General features: G+C 57.2%; 14 protein-coding genes. 3 read left to right on the top strand and 11 right to left on the bottom strand.

The genetic code is table 11. From position 1 onward, the window contains the following. Positions 1-19 precede the first annotated feature (19 nt). From glpG to G5154_RS19255, 7 genes are all read right to left on the bottom strand, one after another. The gene (glpG, locus tag G5154_RS19225; protein ID WP_421213372.1) at positions 20-853 is read right to left on the bottom strand and encodes a rhomboid family intramembrane serine protease GlpG; all 834 of its coding nucleotides are present in this window, start codon (positions 851-853) and stop codon (positions 20-22) included. Then, positions 850-1,173 carry a thiosulfate sulfurtransferase GlpE gene (gene glpE / locus G5154_RS19230; protein WP_005342431.1) on the bottom strand — a complete coding sequence of 108 codons (324 nt, stop codon included), beginning with the start codon at positions 1,171-1,173 and terminating at the stop codon, positions 850-852. The genes glpG and glpE overlap by 4 nt, the downstream gene beginning before the upstream one ends. A 122-nt stretch (positions 1,174-1,295) precedes the next feature. Beyond that, positions 1,296-1,997, bottom strand: coding sequence for an ABC transporter ATP-binding protein (locus G5154_RS19235; protein WP_005342433.1), 702 nt, complete (start codon positions 1,995-1,997; stop codon positions 1,296-1,298). Positions 1,998-2,007: 10 nt separating this feature from the next. Continuing rightward, a complete protein-coding gene (gene livG, locus G5154_RS19240; RefSeq protein WP_005339435.1) occupies positions 2,008-2,781 on the bottom strand; it encodes a high-affinity branched-chain amino acid ABC transporter ATP-binding protein LivG in 774 nt (257 codons plus the stop codon). After that, the gene (locus G5154_RS19245) at positions 2,778-4,046 is read right to left on the bottom strand and encodes a high-affinity branched-chain amino acid ABC transporter permease LivM (protein WP_216979827.1); all 1,269 of its coding nucleotides are present in this window, start codon (positions 4,044-4,046) and stop codon (positions 2,778-2,780) included. Before G5154_RS19245 ends, livG begins: the two co-directional genes overlap by 4 nt. Next, positions 4,046-4,972, bottom strand: coding sequence for a high-affinity branched-chain amino acid ABC transporter permease LivH (livH, locus tag G5154_RS19250; protein WP_005339439.1), 927 nt, complete (start codon positions 4,970-4,972; stop codon positions 4,046-4,048). The genes G5154_RS19245 and livH overlap by 1 nt, the downstream gene beginning before the upstream one ends. A 65-nt stretch (positions 4,973-5,037) precedes the next feature. Then, positions 5,038-6,159 carry a branched-chain amino acid ABC transporter substrate-binding protein gene (locus G5154_RS19255; protein WP_005342436.1) on the bottom strand — a complete coding sequence of 374 codons (1,122 nt, stop codon included), beginning with the start codon at positions 6,157-6,159 and terminating at the stop codon, positions 5,038-5,040. 434 nt (positions 6,160-6,593) lie between these two features. On the opposite strand from G5154_RS19255, the gene G5154_RS19260 reads away from it, so the two are divergent. Beyond that, positions 6,594-7,598, top strand: a complete 1,005-nt coding sequence (locus G5154_RS19260; RefSeq protein WP_005355925.1) for a substrate-binding domain-containing protein — start codon at positions 6,594-6,596, stop codon at positions 7,596-7,598. Positions 7,599-7,662: 64 nt separating this feature from the next. Here the strand turns inward: G5154_RS19260 and G5154_RS19265 are convergent, their stop codons facing one another. Further along, positions 7,663-8,988, bottom strand: coding sequence for a 6-phospho-alpha-glucosidase (locus tag G5154_RS19265; protein WP_206665121.1), 1,326 nt, complete (start codon positions 8,986-8,988; stop codon positions 7,663-7,665). Further along, positions 8,985-10,574 (bottom strand): alpha-glucoside-specific PTS transporter subunit IIBC, encoded by a 1,590-nt coding sequence (locus G5154_RS19270; protein WP_421251528.1) that lies wholly within the window; start codon positions 10,572-10,574, stop codon positions 8,985-8,987. The genes G5154_RS19265 and G5154_RS19270 overlap by 4 nt, the downstream gene beginning before the upstream one ends. Positions 10,575-10,856: 282 nt before the next feature. Between G5154_RS19270 and G5154_RS19275 the strand changes: the two genes are divergently transcribed. Continuing rightward, entirely contained in the window at positions 10,857-11,564 is a 708-nt protein-coding gene (locus G5154_RS19275) for a GntR family transcriptional regulator (protein ID WP_216979828.1), read from the top strand. Between the two features lie 155 nt (positions 11,565-11,719). After that, on the top strand, positions 11,720-12,937 hold the full coding sequence (locus G5154_RS19280) for a 4Fe-4S binding protein (protein WP_421263981.1): 1,218 nt from the start codon (positions 11,720-11,722) through the stop codon (positions 12,935-12,937). A gap of 118 nt (positions 12,938-13,055) precedes the next feature. On the opposite strand, the gene G5154_RS19285 is transcribed toward G5154_RS19280, so the two are convergent. Next, positions 13,056-13,820 (bottom strand): EAL domain-containing protein, encoded by a 765-nt coding sequence (locus G5154_RS19285; RefSeq protein ID WP_421251524.1) that lies wholly within the window; start codon positions 13,818-13,820, stop codon positions 13,056-13,058. A 237-nt stretch (positions 13,821-14,057) separates the two neighbouring features. Further along, entirely contained in the window at positions 14,058-14,957 is a 900-nt protein-coding gene (locus G5154_RS19290; RefSeq protein ID WP_236294418.1) for a hypothetical protein, read from the bottom strand. Positions 14,958-14,994: the final 37 nt, after the last annotated feature.

The raw sequence follows: 14,994 nt of genomic DNA on the forward strand, positions 1-14,994 counted from the left end.
TTCTGCAACTGCTGAAAAATCAGGTCGGCTGGTGGTTGCGATCCAGCCAGCCTTGCAGCAGGCCGACCAGCAGACCGGTCAGGTGGGCGATGTTGGCGGTGCTGGTGCCGAGCATGTCGAAGAAGCCGAGCACCATCCAGAACAGCATAAAGCCCATCAGCGCCGGTGGCAGAGTGAGGCCGCAGGCCGGTTGCAGCTTGCTGCGCAGCCAGCAGTAGCCGAGCAGGGCATAGACCACGCCGGAGAGGCCGCCAAACAGTGGGCCGCTGGCAAAGAACTCGGCGATATTGGGCAGGGCAGCGCCCACCAGCAGCAGGATCAGCAGCTTGCCGCTGCCGAGGCGCTGCTCGATCTGGCCCCCCAGATACCACCACCAGAGCAAGTTGAACACCAGATGGAGCACCGAGAAGTGGATCAGAGCGGGGGTGAAATAGCGCCACGCCTGCCAGTCGGTGAACTGGGCCAGCGTCGGGTGGAATGCCAGTTCATCGTAGATGGGCAGGCCGATGGCCTCGATCCCGTAGATGGCGAGACAGGCGATGATCACCACCAGCGTCAGCGGCCCTGCCTGATGGAGGAAGTCGGTGATGGGATCCGTCATCCCCTTGCTGTAGTCGATGCGGGCATCGGCGCGGCCGGATTGCCAGGAGGCCTCCATGTAGCGCGGGTGGGCCGGCTCGGCCAGAAAGCGCTTCACCTCCAGCTGGGCCTGAGCAAGGCGCTGCTCGTCCGCCAACCAGATGGTGACCCCCAGCTCGGACTGGGTCAGCTCGCAGGAGATGCCCAGGGTCGCCAGATAGTCCACCAGCGCCTGCGCCATGCGGGCGTTGTCGAGCACCAGCAGCTGGATCATGCCTCGCCTGCCTCGATGGGAAACTCCCGGCGCCACGCCTCGAAGCCGCCATCCAGACTGTAGACCTCGTCATAACCCTGTTGCAGCAGGTATTGGGCCGCCCCCTGACTGCTGTTGCCGTGATAGCACATCACGATGACCGGGGTATCGAAATCCACTTCGTTCATAAAGCGCACAAGGGTGCCGTTGGTGAGGTGGAAAGCGCCGACCGCGTGGGCCGCTTCAAAGGATTGTGGGTCGCGAATATCCACCAGACGGGCTTCACCCGCGCTCAGTTTCTGGTAGGCATCATGGGCATTGATATGGGCAAACTGGTCCATCGGGATGTCCTGCGAATAGGTTGATTACGGGCCAGTGTACCGCAAGCTTGGGCGCAAACTAACCCCACAAAAGATAAGGGAGCCAGCGGCTCCCTTGTTGATATGGCATGCGGGTGAGTGGGTTAACCGCCCAGATAAGCCTGCCGTACCGCCGGGTTGGCGAGCAGGGCGGCCCCTGTGTCTTGCAGCACCACGTGGCCGTTCTCCAGCACATAGCCGCGGTCGGCCAGCTTGAGCGCCTGGTTGGCGTTCTGTTCCACCAGAAAGATGGTCATCCCCTTCTGGCGCAACTGCTCTATGGTGTCAAAGATCTGCTGAATGACGATGGGGGCCAGCCCCAGCGAGGGTTCATCCAGCAGCAGCAGGCGCGGTTTGCTCATCAGGGCGCGGCCGATGGCCAGCATCTGCTGCTCGCCGCCGGACATGGTGCCCGCCCGTTGTTGCAAGCGTTCGTGCAGGCGCGGGAACAGGGTGAACACCTGATCCAGCAGGCCATGCTGCTCTGCCTTGTCGACGAAGAAGGCGCCCATCAGCAGGTTCTCCTCCACCGTCAGGCGGGCGAAGATGCGGCGTCCCTCCGGCACTACGGCGATATCTTTGCGCATGATGCGGGCGGTGGTGAGGGAGCTGATCTGTTCCCCCTCAAACCAGATGGAGCCGCTGCTGGGCTTGGGTTCGCCGCAGAGGGTCATCAGCAGGGTGGTCTTGCCTGCGCCGTTGGCGCCGATCAGGGTGACGATTTCACCCTCTTTCACCTCGACGCTGACATCGTGCAGTGCCTGAATTTTGCCGTAGTGGGTCGATACGTTGCGAAGTTCTAACATCTTTTTGTCCTTACGACTCGCCCAGATAGGCCTTGATCACTGCCGGGTTGTTGCGGATCTCATCCGGCTTGCCGTGGGCCAGCGGGGTGCCCTGGCTGACCACGAAGATGCGGTTGGAGATGCCCATTACCAGCTTCATATCGTGTTCGATCAGCAGTACCGAGACCCCGAATTCGTCCCGCAGGCTCATGATCAGCTCGTCCAGTTCGTCGGTCTCCTTCGGGTTGAGACCGGCGGCCGGTTCATCCAGCATCAGCAGCTCGGGACGGGTCGCCATGCAGCGGGCGATCTCGAGGCGGCGCTGCTGACCGTAGGCCAGGTTGCCGGCGGCGCGGTTGGCGAGATCCTTGAGCCCCACTTTATCCAGCCAGAAGGCGGCCCGCTCCAGCCCCTCCTGCTCGGCACGGCGGAAGGCCGGGGTCTTGAACAGGCCGGCGATAAAGCTGGTGTTGAGGTGCTGGTGCTGGGCAACAAGCAGGTTCTCCACCGCTGTCATCTCCTTGAACAGCCGCACATGCTGGAAGGTACGCACAATCCCCTTGCGGGCAATGAGGTGGCCGGGCAGCCCCTGGATCTCCTCACCCTTGTAGCGGATGGTGCCGCCGCTCGGGCAGTAGAAACCGGTCAGGCAGTTGAAGATGGTGGTCTTGCCCGCACCGTTGGGGCCGATGATGGAGATCACCTCGCCCTTGTCGATATCCAGCTTGACCCCGTTGACGGCCAGCAGGCCACCGAAGCGCATCGACAAATCAGAGACTTCCATTAACTTCTGATGAGTACTCATTTCTTCAACTCCAGATGCGGACGGGTCATCGGCAGCAATCCTTGTGGCCGCCAGATCATCATGAACACCATCAAGAGGCCGAACATCAGCATGCGGTACTCGTTGAATTCGCGGGCCAGCTCCGGCAGCACCGTCATCACGATGGCTGCCAGCACCACCCCGATCTGCGAGCCCATGCCGCCCAGCACCACAATCGCCAGCACAATGGCCGATTCGATAAAGACGAAGGATTCCGGGCTGATAAAGCCCTGCCGCGAGGCAAAGAAGCTGCCGGCAAAGCCCGCGAAGGTGGCGCCTATGGTGAAGGCGGTCAGCTTGATGATGGTGGGGTTGAGCCCCAGCGATTTGCAGGCGATCTCATCTTCCCGCAGCGCTTCCCAGGCGCGGCCAAGGGGCATGCGCAGCAGGCGGTTGATGACGAACAGGGTCACCACCACCAGCACCAGCGCCATCAGGTAGAGGAAGATCACCTTGTGGTTGGCGTTGTAGGTAATGCCGAAGAAGTTGTGGAAGGTATCAAAGCCCCCATCCTTGACGGTGCGGTTGAATTCCAGCCCCCCCAGCGTTGGCTTGGGGATGCCGGAGATCCCGTTCGGACCGCCGGTCAGGGTGGTCATGTTGTTGAGCAGGATGCGGATGATCTCGCCAAAACCCAGAGTGACGATGGCCAGATAGTCCCCCCGCAGCCGCAGCACCGGGAAGCCGAGCAGGAAGCCGAAGGTGGCGGCCATCAGCCCGGCGATGGGCAGGCACTCCCAGAAGCTCAGTCCGAAGTAGGTGTTGAGCAGGGCATAGCTGTAGGCACCGACCGCGTAGAAGCCGACATAGCCGAGATCGAGCAGACCGGCGAGGCCGACCACCACGTTCAGCCCCAGCCCCAGCATGATGTAAATCAGGGTGAGGGTGGCGAGATCGATGGCGCCACGAGAGGCCATAAAGGGCCAGCTCACCGCGAACAGCAGCACCAGCACTGCGGTGAGGTTATAGAGCTTGGGCGCCTCTTCCGGGCTCGGCAGCACCAGCTTGGTGAAGCCGACCGAGAAGCCGCTGATGGAGGCCTGAAACAGCTTGGCAATCTGGCCGCGCAGCATCTGGAACCAGAAAACAATGGTGGCGCCCCCCAGCAGCCAGGCCAGCGACACATCGAGGCGGCTCACCACCTGCAGGCTGGCGCCATCGGTCTCCAGCTTGAAGCCGAGCAGCCAGAAGGAGAGCACCAGCAGCACCAGGCTGGCGATACAGGCGTGGATAAATTGATGTTTCATCACACTTTCTCCACTTCCGGGCGACCCAGGATGCCGGTCGGCATAAAGAGCAGCACAAAAATGAGCAAGGCGAACGCCATCACATCCTTGTACTCGGTGCTGAGATAACCGGCGGTGAGCGCTTCAACCACGCCGAGCAGCAGGCCGCCCAGTACGGCGCCCGGAATGCTGCCGATACCGCCCAGTACGGCAGCAGTGAAGGCCTTCAGACCGGCCATAAAGCCGAGGTAGGGGTTGATGACGCCGTAATACATGCCGAGCAGCACCCCCGCCACGGCGGCCAGTGCAGCTCCCAGCACGAAGGTGATGGAGATGACCACGTGGGTGTCGATGCCCAGCAGGTTGGCCATCTTGATATCTTCCGAGCAGGCGCGGCAGGCGCGGCCCATGCGGGAGCGGCCGATGAACTGGGTCAGCGCCAGCATGGTGATGAAAGTCACCACGAAGATGATCAGTTGCATATAGGAGAGGCTGGCCTGAAAACCATCCTCACCCCCTAGGGTCCAGCCACCGGAGATCAGGCTGGGCATGGCGATATCCCGCGAGCCCTGTGCCATCCGCATCATGTTCTGCAAGAAGATCGACATACCGATGGCGGAGATAAGGGGGATCAGCCGGTTGCCACCGCGCAGTGGCCGGTAGGCGACCCGCTCGATGCTCCAGCCATAGGTGCCGGTGATGATGATACTGACCAGGAAGGCGCCCCCCAGCAGTAGAAAGGTGCTGTCGATGCCCATCATCATGAGCCCCGCCATCACCATAAAAGCGACATAGGAGCCGATCATGTAAACCTCGCCGTGGGCGAAGTTGATCATGCCGATGATGCCATAGACCATGGTGTAGCCAATGGCGATCAACGCATAGGTGCTGCCTATGGTTAATCCGTTCAGCAGTTGCTGAACGAGATAAAGGAGGTGTTCGGACATACTGCGTTCCCTGTACTTGCCCGCAAAGAGAGGGGGGGTGAGCGTACTCACCCCCGATCGGCAGATTATTTGACTTGGCTGGAAGTACCGTCAGCGTGCCACTGGAACACACCGAATTCGAAGCCTTTCAGGTCACCGTTAGGTGCCCAGGTCAGGGGGCCCATCACGGTATCGATCGGTGCGGCCTTGATGGCGGCGGCAACAGCGGCCGGGTCATCTTCACCCGCCTTGGCGATACCGGCAGCCAGGCTCTGCACCGCGGCATAGGTGGTCCAGACGAACGGGCCGGAGGAGTCCTGACCCTTGGCCTTGAACGCAGCGACCAGCGGGGCGTTGGCAGGCACCAGATCGTATTTGTTCGGCAGGGTCACCAGCAGGCCTTCGGAAGCCGGGCCGCCGATGGCGGAGATATCCTTGTTACCCACCCCTTCCGGGCCCATGAACTTGGCTTTCAGCCCCTTCTCGCCAGCCTGACGCAGGATCAGGCCCAGCTCAGGGTGATAGCCGCCGTAGTAGACGAAATCGACGTTCTCTTTCTGCAGTTTGGCGATCAGGGCAGAGAAGTCCTTGTCACCGGCGGTGATCCCTTCATAGGCCACCACCTTCACGCCAGCCTTGTCGAGAGCGGCTTTGACGCTGGAGGCGATACCTTCACCGTACTGCTTCTTGTCGTGGATAACGGCCACGCGCTGGGGTTTGACCTGCTCGATGATGTACTTGGCGGCAGTCGGGCCCTGATCGCTATCCAGACCGATGGTGCGCAGGGTCAGCTGGTAACCGCGCTCGGTGATCTTGGGGTTGGTGGAGGCGGGGGTAACCATCAGGATCCCCTCATCTTCATAGATGTCGGAGGCGGGCAGGGTATTGTCGGAGCAGAGGTGGCCGACTACGAACTTGACGCCGTCGTTCACCACCTTGTTGGCGATGGCTACCGCCTGCTTGGGATCACAGGCATCGTCATAGATGACGGCTTCGATCTGCTTGCCATTGATACCACCAGCCTTGTTGATCTGCTCGACCGCCATCTTTCCGCCGGTGAACTGCATGTCCCCGTACTGGGCAACCGGGCCGGTGAGCGGGCCTGCGATACCTATTTTGATGGTATCTGCCGCGTGTGCGATGGAGATCGATCCAAACAGAGCCAAAGAAACCGCTGCGCTTACTGTAATTTTGCTCAACTTATGCATTGATTCGTCCCTTAATCAGTGGATTGTTTCATTTACGAGTGCCATTCCGGATCGACATCCCGTGCATCCGGCTATAGGTATGGTTCTATCATTCCTCACGGGGCAATAACAAGCTGTTAAAGATACTAACCAGAGGGGGTTGGGTGGGCTTATTTTGAAATAAATGACCTGTTATTTGTGTTTAATTGGAATTTAGTATCGATTCTTCGCCTTAACATCTTGGTAACCAGAGGTGATTATGATGAAGCACAGAGGATTAGTCTGGTGATATTTTACTCTGATGGTGCTCCCATTTTGACCATTAATCGTTTGCGCAAACAGAAATGAGCGCCTAAATTAGCCGGCATTGACAATTCCGTGGCAGAGCCCGTTAAAACCAAGCCTTTATTCGGGAAATCTGCTAATGTTCCGCCTTTGACAGTCAGGAGACAGAGATGGCCACTATCAAGGATGTCGCCTCGCGCGCAGGCGTATCCATCTCCACCGTCTCACATGTGCTCAACCACACTCGGCGGGTCAGCGAAGACGCGACCCAGAAAGTGATTGAGGCGGTGGCAGAACTCAACTACGCGCCCAACTCGGTAGCGCGCAGTCTTAAGATAAATTCGACCAAGACCATTGGCATGCTGGTGACCACCAGCGTAAACCCCTTCTTCGCGGAAGTGGTGCAAGGGGTTGAAGCGTACTGCTTCGAACAGGGCTACAGCCTGATCCTCTGCAACACCGAAAACCAGCCGCCTCGCCAACAGCATTACCTGAGAATGCTGATGGAAAAACGGGTGGATGGTCTGCTGGTATTGGGGACCGATATCGACACTCCGTTGCGCGACATGCTGCGCATCCACAAGAACGTGCCGCAGGTGGTACTGGATTGGGGGACGGAGTGCGATTTCGCCAACGTCATCAACGACAACGCCCGCATCGGCGCCCGCATGGCCGTACGCCATCTGCTGGAGCTGGGGCACCGTGACATCGTCTGCATCACTGGCCAGCTCTCCAAGCCGACCACCCAGCAGCGACTGGACGGGGTGCGTGATGCGCTGGGCGAACACGGTCTGACCCTCAAAGATGAACAGGTCTTTGAAGGGGACTACGAGAGCCAGAGCGGCTTCGATGCCATGCAGCGCATCCTGGCCCTGCAGCCTCGTCCGACTGCGGTCTTTGCCTTCGATGACCCCATGGCGATCGGCGCGATTTGCGCTGCCTGGGAAGCGGGAGTCAAGGTGCCGGACGATATCTCCATCATCGGCTACGACGATGTGGAGATGGCGCGCTTCTCCAGCCCGCCGCTGACCACCATCCGTCACCCGAAGGCGGAACTGGGCCAGCTGGCGGTGAAGCATCTGGTCAGCCGGATCCGCAACAAGGAGCTGGAAGTGGAATCGATGACGGTACAGCCCGAGCTGATTGTCCGTCGCTCGGTCAAACCGCTGCGTTAATCCACACCCGTTGCCAACACGAAAAACCCCCTCTGTCACGAGGGGGTTTTTGTTTATGGGCGGTTTATTTCAGTTCCGGCCAGTAGGCTTTGTTGGCCTCTATCAAGTCATCGAGAATGGACTTGGCCACCGATGCACTGGGTACTGTCTTGGAGAGGGTGATGGCTTGCCACAGTTTCTGGTAAGAGTGCTCGACCCAGGCTTCGACCACCAGTTTCTCGACCGCGACCTGCTGGCCCATCATGCCCTGCTGGAACAGCGGAATGCTGCCCACCTGCAACGGCTCTGGCCCGCTGCTGCCGACCAGGCAGGGGATCTCGACCATGGCTTCCGGGTCAAAGTTGGGGATAGCACCGCGATTGGGTACGATCAGCAGCATCCGCTCCTGAGTGTTGAAGGCGATGGCGGTTGCCAGATCCACGATATAGGAGGCGTGTTCATCGATCTCCAGCTCGCCCGCTGCTGAATTACCTGCCTTGACGATGTCGCTACAGGCGGTGAAGACCTGCTTCTCGCGGTGCTCCATCACCTCGTTGGCACGGGTGTGTTCCGGATTGGAGTGGGCCACCACATAGTCCGGGTAGAGGTAGTACTTCAGATAGGTGTTAGGCAGGGTATCCGGGTCGAGTGCCCACACATCCTTTGCCTTGGCGAAGGTATCGTTCCAGCTTGCTTCGGCATGGCTGGCGCTATTGGGCACATAGCCGTGGCGGGCGACGTGCTCCTTGATCTTCGGCATCAGGTCGTTGCCTTCCAGATCTTCGATGCGGGTCCACCAGCCAAAGTGGTTGAGGCCGTAGTAGCGTACCCGCATCTCTTTGCGGGATTTGAGACCGGCAATCTGGGCCATGCGCCCCTCGATCCCGATCGGCATGTCGCAGATGTTGAGGATTTTGGCATTGGGACGCAGGCGGCGGGTCGCTTCAGCCACAATGGCGGCCGGGTTGGAGTAGTTGAGCATCCAGGCATTGGGTGAGTACTGCTCCATATAGTCGACCAGCTCCAGCACCCCGCCGATAGAGCGCATGCCATAGGCGATACCGCCCGGGCCGCAGGTCTCCTGACCGACCACGCCATGACGCAGCGGGATCTTCTCGTCCAGCTCGCGCATTGGATATTTGCCAACCCGGATATGGGCCATGACGAAATCTACATCGCTAAATGCTGCTTTGGGGTCGGTGCCATAGCTGAAGGCGATCTCGGGAGCCTTCTCTTTCAGCAAGATCTTGCAGGCTTCGGCGATGATCTCCTGACGGGCACCATCGTTGTCGTAGAATTTGATCTCCTTGAGCGGGAAGCGATGCTGATTTTCCAGCAACATCAGAACGATACCAGGAGTAAAAGTGCTGCCACCACCGGCAATGACTACAGAGAATTTTTTCATGATCATGACTCCATTACTAAAGATGATTGTTGATGACTGTTGTTCATAATCGATTCCATATTTTCACGTACCTGAGGTACATGCAGACCGATAATTACCTGGATACTATCGCCATGGCGGACGACCCCATGGGCACCCAATTTAATAAACTCCTCATCTGCTGCTGCCAGCTTGCTGTTAACCAACGATATTCTTAAGCGGGTGGCACAATTATTCAGACTGCGTATATTTTTGACTCCACCAAGCGCTTCGATAATTTGTGTTGCACTATCACTGCCACGCTGGTTTTTGGCTGCCTGATAATCTGATTTTGAATAAAGCTTTATTTCACTGTCTTCCCGGCCCGGTGTTTTAAGATTGAGCCTGATAATCAGCGCGCGGAATATCAGGAACCAGATGCCGGTAAAGACCAACCCTATAGCGATCTGGGTGAACATCATTCCCGCATGGTTGTGGAACATGGGTATCCAGTTCTGCGGCAGGAACTGGTCGAGCAGACCTCCACCCATGTTGCCGACCACACCAAACAGGTACATCACAGTCGACATGGTGGCTGCCAGCAGGGCGTGGATGGCAAACAGCAGCGGCGAGATGAAGAGGAAGGTGAACTCCAGCGGCTCGGTGATACCGACCAGAATGGCGGTCAGGGTGGCCGGGATCAGCAGGCCTGCCACCTTGGCCTTGTTCTCTTTGGCTGCCGTGGCATAGATGGCCAGAGCAATCCCCATGGCACCGAAAATCTTCGAGTTGCCGTGCAGGGCGAAGCCACCCTGAGGGAACTGTTCAATCAGCGGGCGAGTACTCTGGCTGAACTCCAGCATGTGCTGCGCCCAGTAGAGCTGAATGCCTCCCTCTACTGCCGCTGGGCCGAAGATGAAGGGGCCGTAGATAAAGTGATGCAGGCCGGTCGGGATCAAAATCCGCTCTAGGAAGGTGTATACCCATACCCCGACCGGACCCGAGATCAGCATGAAATTCTGCAGGGAGGCGATGCCCATCTGTACTTTTGGCCAGCCAAGCAGGGTCAGCCAGGCGCAGGGGATCATCACGAAGAAGGCGATAATGGTGACAAAGGAGCTGCCCTGAAAGATGCCGAGAAAGACCGGCAGTTGGCGATCAAACAGGCGGTTGTGCAGTGCCGTCACGATGCCGGAGATGACGATGGCCCCTATGATGCTGGTATCCAGGGTCTTGATCCCCGCGACCATGGCGAGGCCACTTTCACCCCCTACATCCTGACTGAAGTCGACCCCGAAATAACTGCCCCAGGTCATGCCCATGGCGTTGATAAAATAGTTCCAGGTCATGAAACTGACCAATACAGCCAGACAGGCTCTGGCTTGTGCCTTATTTGCCAGACCGATTGGCAGGCCAATCGCAAATATTAGCGGCATATTTCTGAATACTGTCCAGCCACCCTCTTCAATAATATGGATGATCTGAAAAAATAATCCTTGTGGGTTTGCCAGTGATTCACCGACAAACATCGGGTTTTTCAGCATAATTGCAATGCCTACTACCATACCTGCAAAAGGAAAAAGCAGTACAGGAGTGAACATTGCTCCGCCAAAACGTTGAATTTGACTGAGCATATATTGTCCCTTGGTTGAAATAGCTAATCGAATCCTTGCCGGTGTTGCCAGATGCAAATTAGCAACGATAAAAAGAGACCTCATGAAATATCTTGAAATAATGTGATCTGACGCATGCAGTTATTTAGACAAAGATGTCTAACTTTTGCGATATTGTTGTACCTCTTGGTTTTGTGATGTTCTTGCAGCTTTAGTTTAAATTTAAGTTATTGTTTTTATGCAATTTATCCACTTACTTAAGAATAAGATGGTTGGCGTTGTGACCACAGGAGATGTCTAGCAGTGATCTATAAATCGGTGGCTGACCGACTCAGGATCAGGGTAAACGGTGCCGAGTGCCGGGTGGGAGATGTGTTGCCGGGCGAAAAAGCGCTGGCAGAACAGTATGGCGTCTCCCGCATGACCATTCGCAGAGCGGTAGATATGTTGATCGAGTGGGGATTGGTCGAGCGGCGCCACGGCAGCGGCACCTATGTGACAAAAAAGGATGTCCAGCATGAGACCAAAGGTCTGAGCGGGTTTACCGAACTGATGCGCGAGCAGGGGCGCACATTGACCAGCCAGGTACTGGAGTTTCGTACCATGCCCGCGCCACCGGCCATCGCCAGTCAGCTGAGGGTTAAGGTGAATGAACCCGTCTATTACTCAAGCCGGATCCGCTCGGTGGATGGTCGGGCACTGCTGCTGGAAGAGAGCTATATGCCGGTCAGACTGTTTCGCAATCTGTCGGTAGCCCATCTGGAAGGGTCCAAATTCGACTACATCGAACGGGAGTGCGGCATCGCGATTGCGGGCAACTATGAGTGCTTCAGTGCCGTGCTGGCGGATCGGGTTACTGCCGAGCAGCTCCATATCGAGCAGGGAGCCCCTATCCTGCGGCTCACCTCACTCTCATACAGCGAGAGCGGAGAGTTCCTCAACTACTCCATCATGTTCCGTAATGCCAACGACTATCACGTTGACTACCACCTCCACCGTGCCCGCGGCTAGTTCCTGGCTGGTGAGGCGGCGTGTCGTTGAAGAGGGGAGAGCCTGCGAGGGAGGCATTGGCCATAACTCCTCCCTCGGCCCATGCAGATCAAAATAATCAACTCAAATGTTAGTTATCCTTGCTGCCGGATCCGGATGTAGGTAGTGGGGGATGCATGAGCGTGATTGAAGCGATAACCATGGTGGCCGGTATGGTTTATCTGGTGCGGTTGGCGTGGCAGGTGCGCACCGGCTGGCCGGGGCGTCTTGCGCTCGGCCTGCTGGGGCTGGTCTGGTTGCTGGTGGCGGACAGTCTGCTCTGGCTCGCACTGGGGACGGTCACCGCCGTGCTTGCCCTCCGGCATCAGAGGCGGCCGCTGCCCGCCCTGGAAGCGCTCGACAGCCAGTGGCTGCGGGCGCGCACTCGCCATCTGCTGCTGCTCTGCTGGGGGCTGGTCACAGTGCAATACAGCCTGCATATCTGGCAGTTGGGACAGGGGATGAGCCCCTGGCTGGTGCGCCCGGACGTGGTGGATGCCTTCCTGCCCATCGCCGGTGGCCTCGGGCTGCGGGCCTGGTTCGCGCAGGGGCTGGTGGATCCCCACCATCCGGCGGCCACCGTCACCGTACTGGTGCTCTCCCTGTCGGCCCTGCTGCTGGGGCGGGCGTTCTGTGCCTGGTTCTGTCCGCTCGGGCTGGTGGGGGAATGGCTACATGGCCTGCGCCACCGGTTGCTGCCGGGGGAGTGGAGCCCGCCGCGCTGGCTGGATCTTACCCTGCGCACCCAGAAATTTCTGGTGCTCGGCTTTCTGCTCTTCATCATCCTGCTGGCGGTGCCGGCTGCTGCTCTGCCCGGCTACTTCACCAGCCCCTACCATCAGGCGGCGGATATGAAGATGGGAGCCTTCTTCTTCAACATGACCCTGATCTCGGGTCTGTGCCTCGGCTGGGTGTTGCTGCTTACCGCGACCTTTCGTCAGGGATTCTGCCGCTACCTCTGCCCTTATGGCGCCTGGCTCGCCCTACTGGGGCTACTGACGCCGCTGCGCATTCGCCGTGACCCGGCCCGCTGCCTGCGAAGCCAGGGTCATGACTGCGACAAGTGCAGCCGGGCCTGTCCATCGCGCATTGCGGTGCACCAGCTTATCGCAGTTCGCAGCCTGGAGTGCACCGGCTGCCTGAGCTGCGTGGCAGCCTGCCCCAAGCGGGTCGAGGCCCTGCACCTTGGCAGCAAGGTGCTCCGGCTCGCACCGAGCCGTTTGCTGGGGCTGCTCTGCTTGTTGCTGCTGGTGCTGCCGTTGCTTACGCATGGCCTGTTGGATATCTGGGCCAGCCAGACGCCGCTGGCGATACGGGCTCACCTGTTGCAACTGTTGCCACAGCTGACCCATTAACTGGGGAAGGTGACAGTGTGACCATGGTGCAAGATCACAGGGTACGCACACGGACACCCTCGGGTGTCCGTTTTCTTATTCAGGCGGGGGTGGGTTGAGGGGGCAAGGCCGATATGGCTTACCAGTTGGCGAAATCCACCTCGGGCAGGGTTTCAAAGCCGGGGCGGGCAAACAGATAGCCCTGCATCAGGCTGACGCCCATCTCCCGCAGGCAGGCCATCTCTTCGCGGGTCTCGATCCCCTCCGCCAGCGGGGTGATCTTCAGCTCCGCAAACAGTGCCAGACAGTGGCGCACTATGGCTTGTCGGGTCGGGTCATGGTCGATGCCGCGCAGCAGGTGCATATCGAGTTTGACGATGTTGGGATGAAAATCGGCCAGCAGGTTGAGGCCCGAGTAACCGGCGCCAAAGTCATCGATTGCCGTCTTGAAGCCGAGGGCCTGATAGTGATCGACGATACTGCGGAGATGCTGGCTATCCTGCACCTGCTCCACCTCGGTCAGCTCGAACATGATCTGCTCGATGGGAAAGAGATGCTCGCGGGCCGCCTGCAGGGTGGTGCGGATGCAGCGCTCCGGGCGGTAGACCGCGTTGGGCAGAAAGTTGATGCTCAGCATGCCCCGCATATCGAGGCGGGCGGCCAGCGCGATGGCCTTGATGCGGCACAGCTGATCGAAGCGGTAGCGGTTGTCGTCGTTGACCCGGGCAATCACGCTCTGCGCGGGTTCGTTGTTGATCCCCCGCACCAGCGCCTCATAGCCGAATATGGTGCGCTGGCTGCAATCGACGATGGGCTGGAAGGCCATGGTGAAATCGAAGTCGAGATCCACCTGCTCCTGACACTGCTGGCAGATTGACGGGGCGGGGGCGGTTGGTATGTTCATGACGTTCCTCTGATTGGCCGTGGCGGCACTGGGCACTGTCTCAAATGATAACAGCTCATTACCCCGCTGTAGGTTCGATTAGCGCAGCGTAATCGGACGATCGAGAGGTTTTGATTACGGTTGTTGTCGTGAAGCAGGATCGGCCAGCTGGAGGGGGAAATTCTACTGGCCGTGATGGCGGGATAATCCATTTACGCGAACGTCCGATTACGCCTGACGGCTAATCGAACCTACCCGCTAGGTGGGTGTCCCAGCGTAGTCATATTCAACTTTTTTTAAGCCCTTTTTTTCATCTACGACAAAGAAAATTGCATTCATCCATGTTTTTTCCATTAAACGTGAATATATGGTCATGTCGTGTTCGTTCTTTTTCAGTAGAAGACGTCTTACATGGTTTAAATTATTCAAACCATTTCTTATTTGTGAATCACAAAATTTTATTATAATTACAGCTGGTAATGAACCTCCTGCTCGGAAAATAATAAATCCATTATCTTCCATTCCCATATGGTTGTAAAATTTGGGGTCGCCCGGAGTTCCATCTATATCCATCATGACTGCTCTGAGTCGAGTAAATAGTTCTACCCCAAGATTAAACTTACTATGATCAGAGAAACGCTGATTGACTTTATTTAGGTCTTCGCAATATTCAGCTGGCGAATAAGACTTTAGTGGATACCTCGCTTCTTCAACAATGAATTTTTCTAACTCTACTAAAAGCGATCGCTCATCTCTAGATAAGCTTAGCCTTAAGTCATTGGTAATGTTGATTAACCCATGACTATAACTTTTCATCTTCTTATCAAGGATTTTTTTGGGTGCTGAAATAAGCAAAGATACAATACTAGACTTCAGCAGAAGTTCAATTGCATAACCAAGTAATAAAAAACTTGCCTTATTAGCCGCAGCTTTTTCATCAAGAAGTTCAAAAGTCTCTTGTGAGCTGGCTCTAATGATGTTGCCATTACTATCTCTTGTGAGATTTTCGAATTTAAGTTGTGCGTTTTTGGCGCAATTCCGTAGAAGCTTGGCACTAATTATTTTCCCATCTGCTTCTTTTATCCAATCCTGTTTTTTGAAAATTCCATTTTCACCAGTAGATTTTATAGGCTGCTCCCATAAGTCCAGTTTACTCATGTTAACTCCTTGTTGAAGAGAATTAGTTTATATAAAA

Source organism: Aeromonas sp. 600527, from assembly GCF_049175415.1.
GTDB classification, from domain to species: Bacteria; Pseudomonadota; Gammaproteobacteria; order Enterobacterales; family Aeromonadaceae; genus Aeromonas; species Aeromonas veronii_A.

Coding starts and splice junctions, on each gene's coding strand:
- G5154_RS19265 (WP_206665121.1), bottom strand. CDS start 8,988: ATGATCATGAAAAAATTCTCTGTAGTCATTGCCGGTGGTGGCAGCACT.
- G5154_RS19285 (WP_421251524.1), bottom strand. CDS start 13,820: ATGAACATACCAACCGCCCCCGCCCCGTCAATCTGCCAGCAGTGTCAG.
- G5154_RS19245 (WP_216979827.1), bottom strand. CDS start 4,046: ATGAAACATCAATTTATCCACGCCTGTATCGCCAGCCTGGTGCTGCTG.
- G5154_RS19235 (WP_005342433.1), bottom strand. CDS start 1,997: ATGTTAGAACTTCGCAACGTATCGACCCACTACGGCAAAATTCAGGCA.
- glpG (WP_421213372.1), bottom strand. CDS start 853: ATGATCCAGCTGCTGGTGCTCGACAACGCCCGCATGGCGCAGGCGCTG.
- livH (WP_005339439.1), bottom strand. CDS start 4,972: ATGTCCGAACACCTCCTTTATCTCGTTCAGCAACTGCTGAACGGATTA.
- G5154_RS19270 (WP_421251528.1), bottom strand. CDS start 10,574: ATGCTCAGTCAAATTCAACGTTTTGGCGGAGCAATGTTCACTCCTGTA.
- G5154_RS19260 (WP_005355925.1), top strand. CDS start 6,594: ATGGCCACTATCAAGGATGTCGCCTCGCGCGCAGGCGTATCCATCTCC.
- G5154_RS19280 (WP_421263981.1), top strand. CDS start 11,720: ATGAGCGTGATTGAAGCGATAACCATGGTGGCCGGTATGGTTTATCTG.
- glpE (WP_005342431.1), bottom strand. CDS start 1,173: ATGGACCAGTTTGCCCATATCAATGCCCATGATGCCTACCAGAAACTG.
- livG (WP_005339435.1), bottom strand. CDS start 2,781: ATGAGTACTCATCAGAAGTTAATGGAAGTCTCTGATTTGTCGATGCGC.
- G5154_RS19290 (WP_236294418.1), bottom strand. CDS start 14,957: ATGAGTAAACTGGACTTATGGGAGCAGCCTATAAAATCTACTGGTGAA.
- G5154_RS19255 (WP_005342436.1), bottom strand. CDS start 6,159: ATGCATAAGTTGAGCAAAATTACAGTAAGCGCAGCGGTTTCTTTGGCT.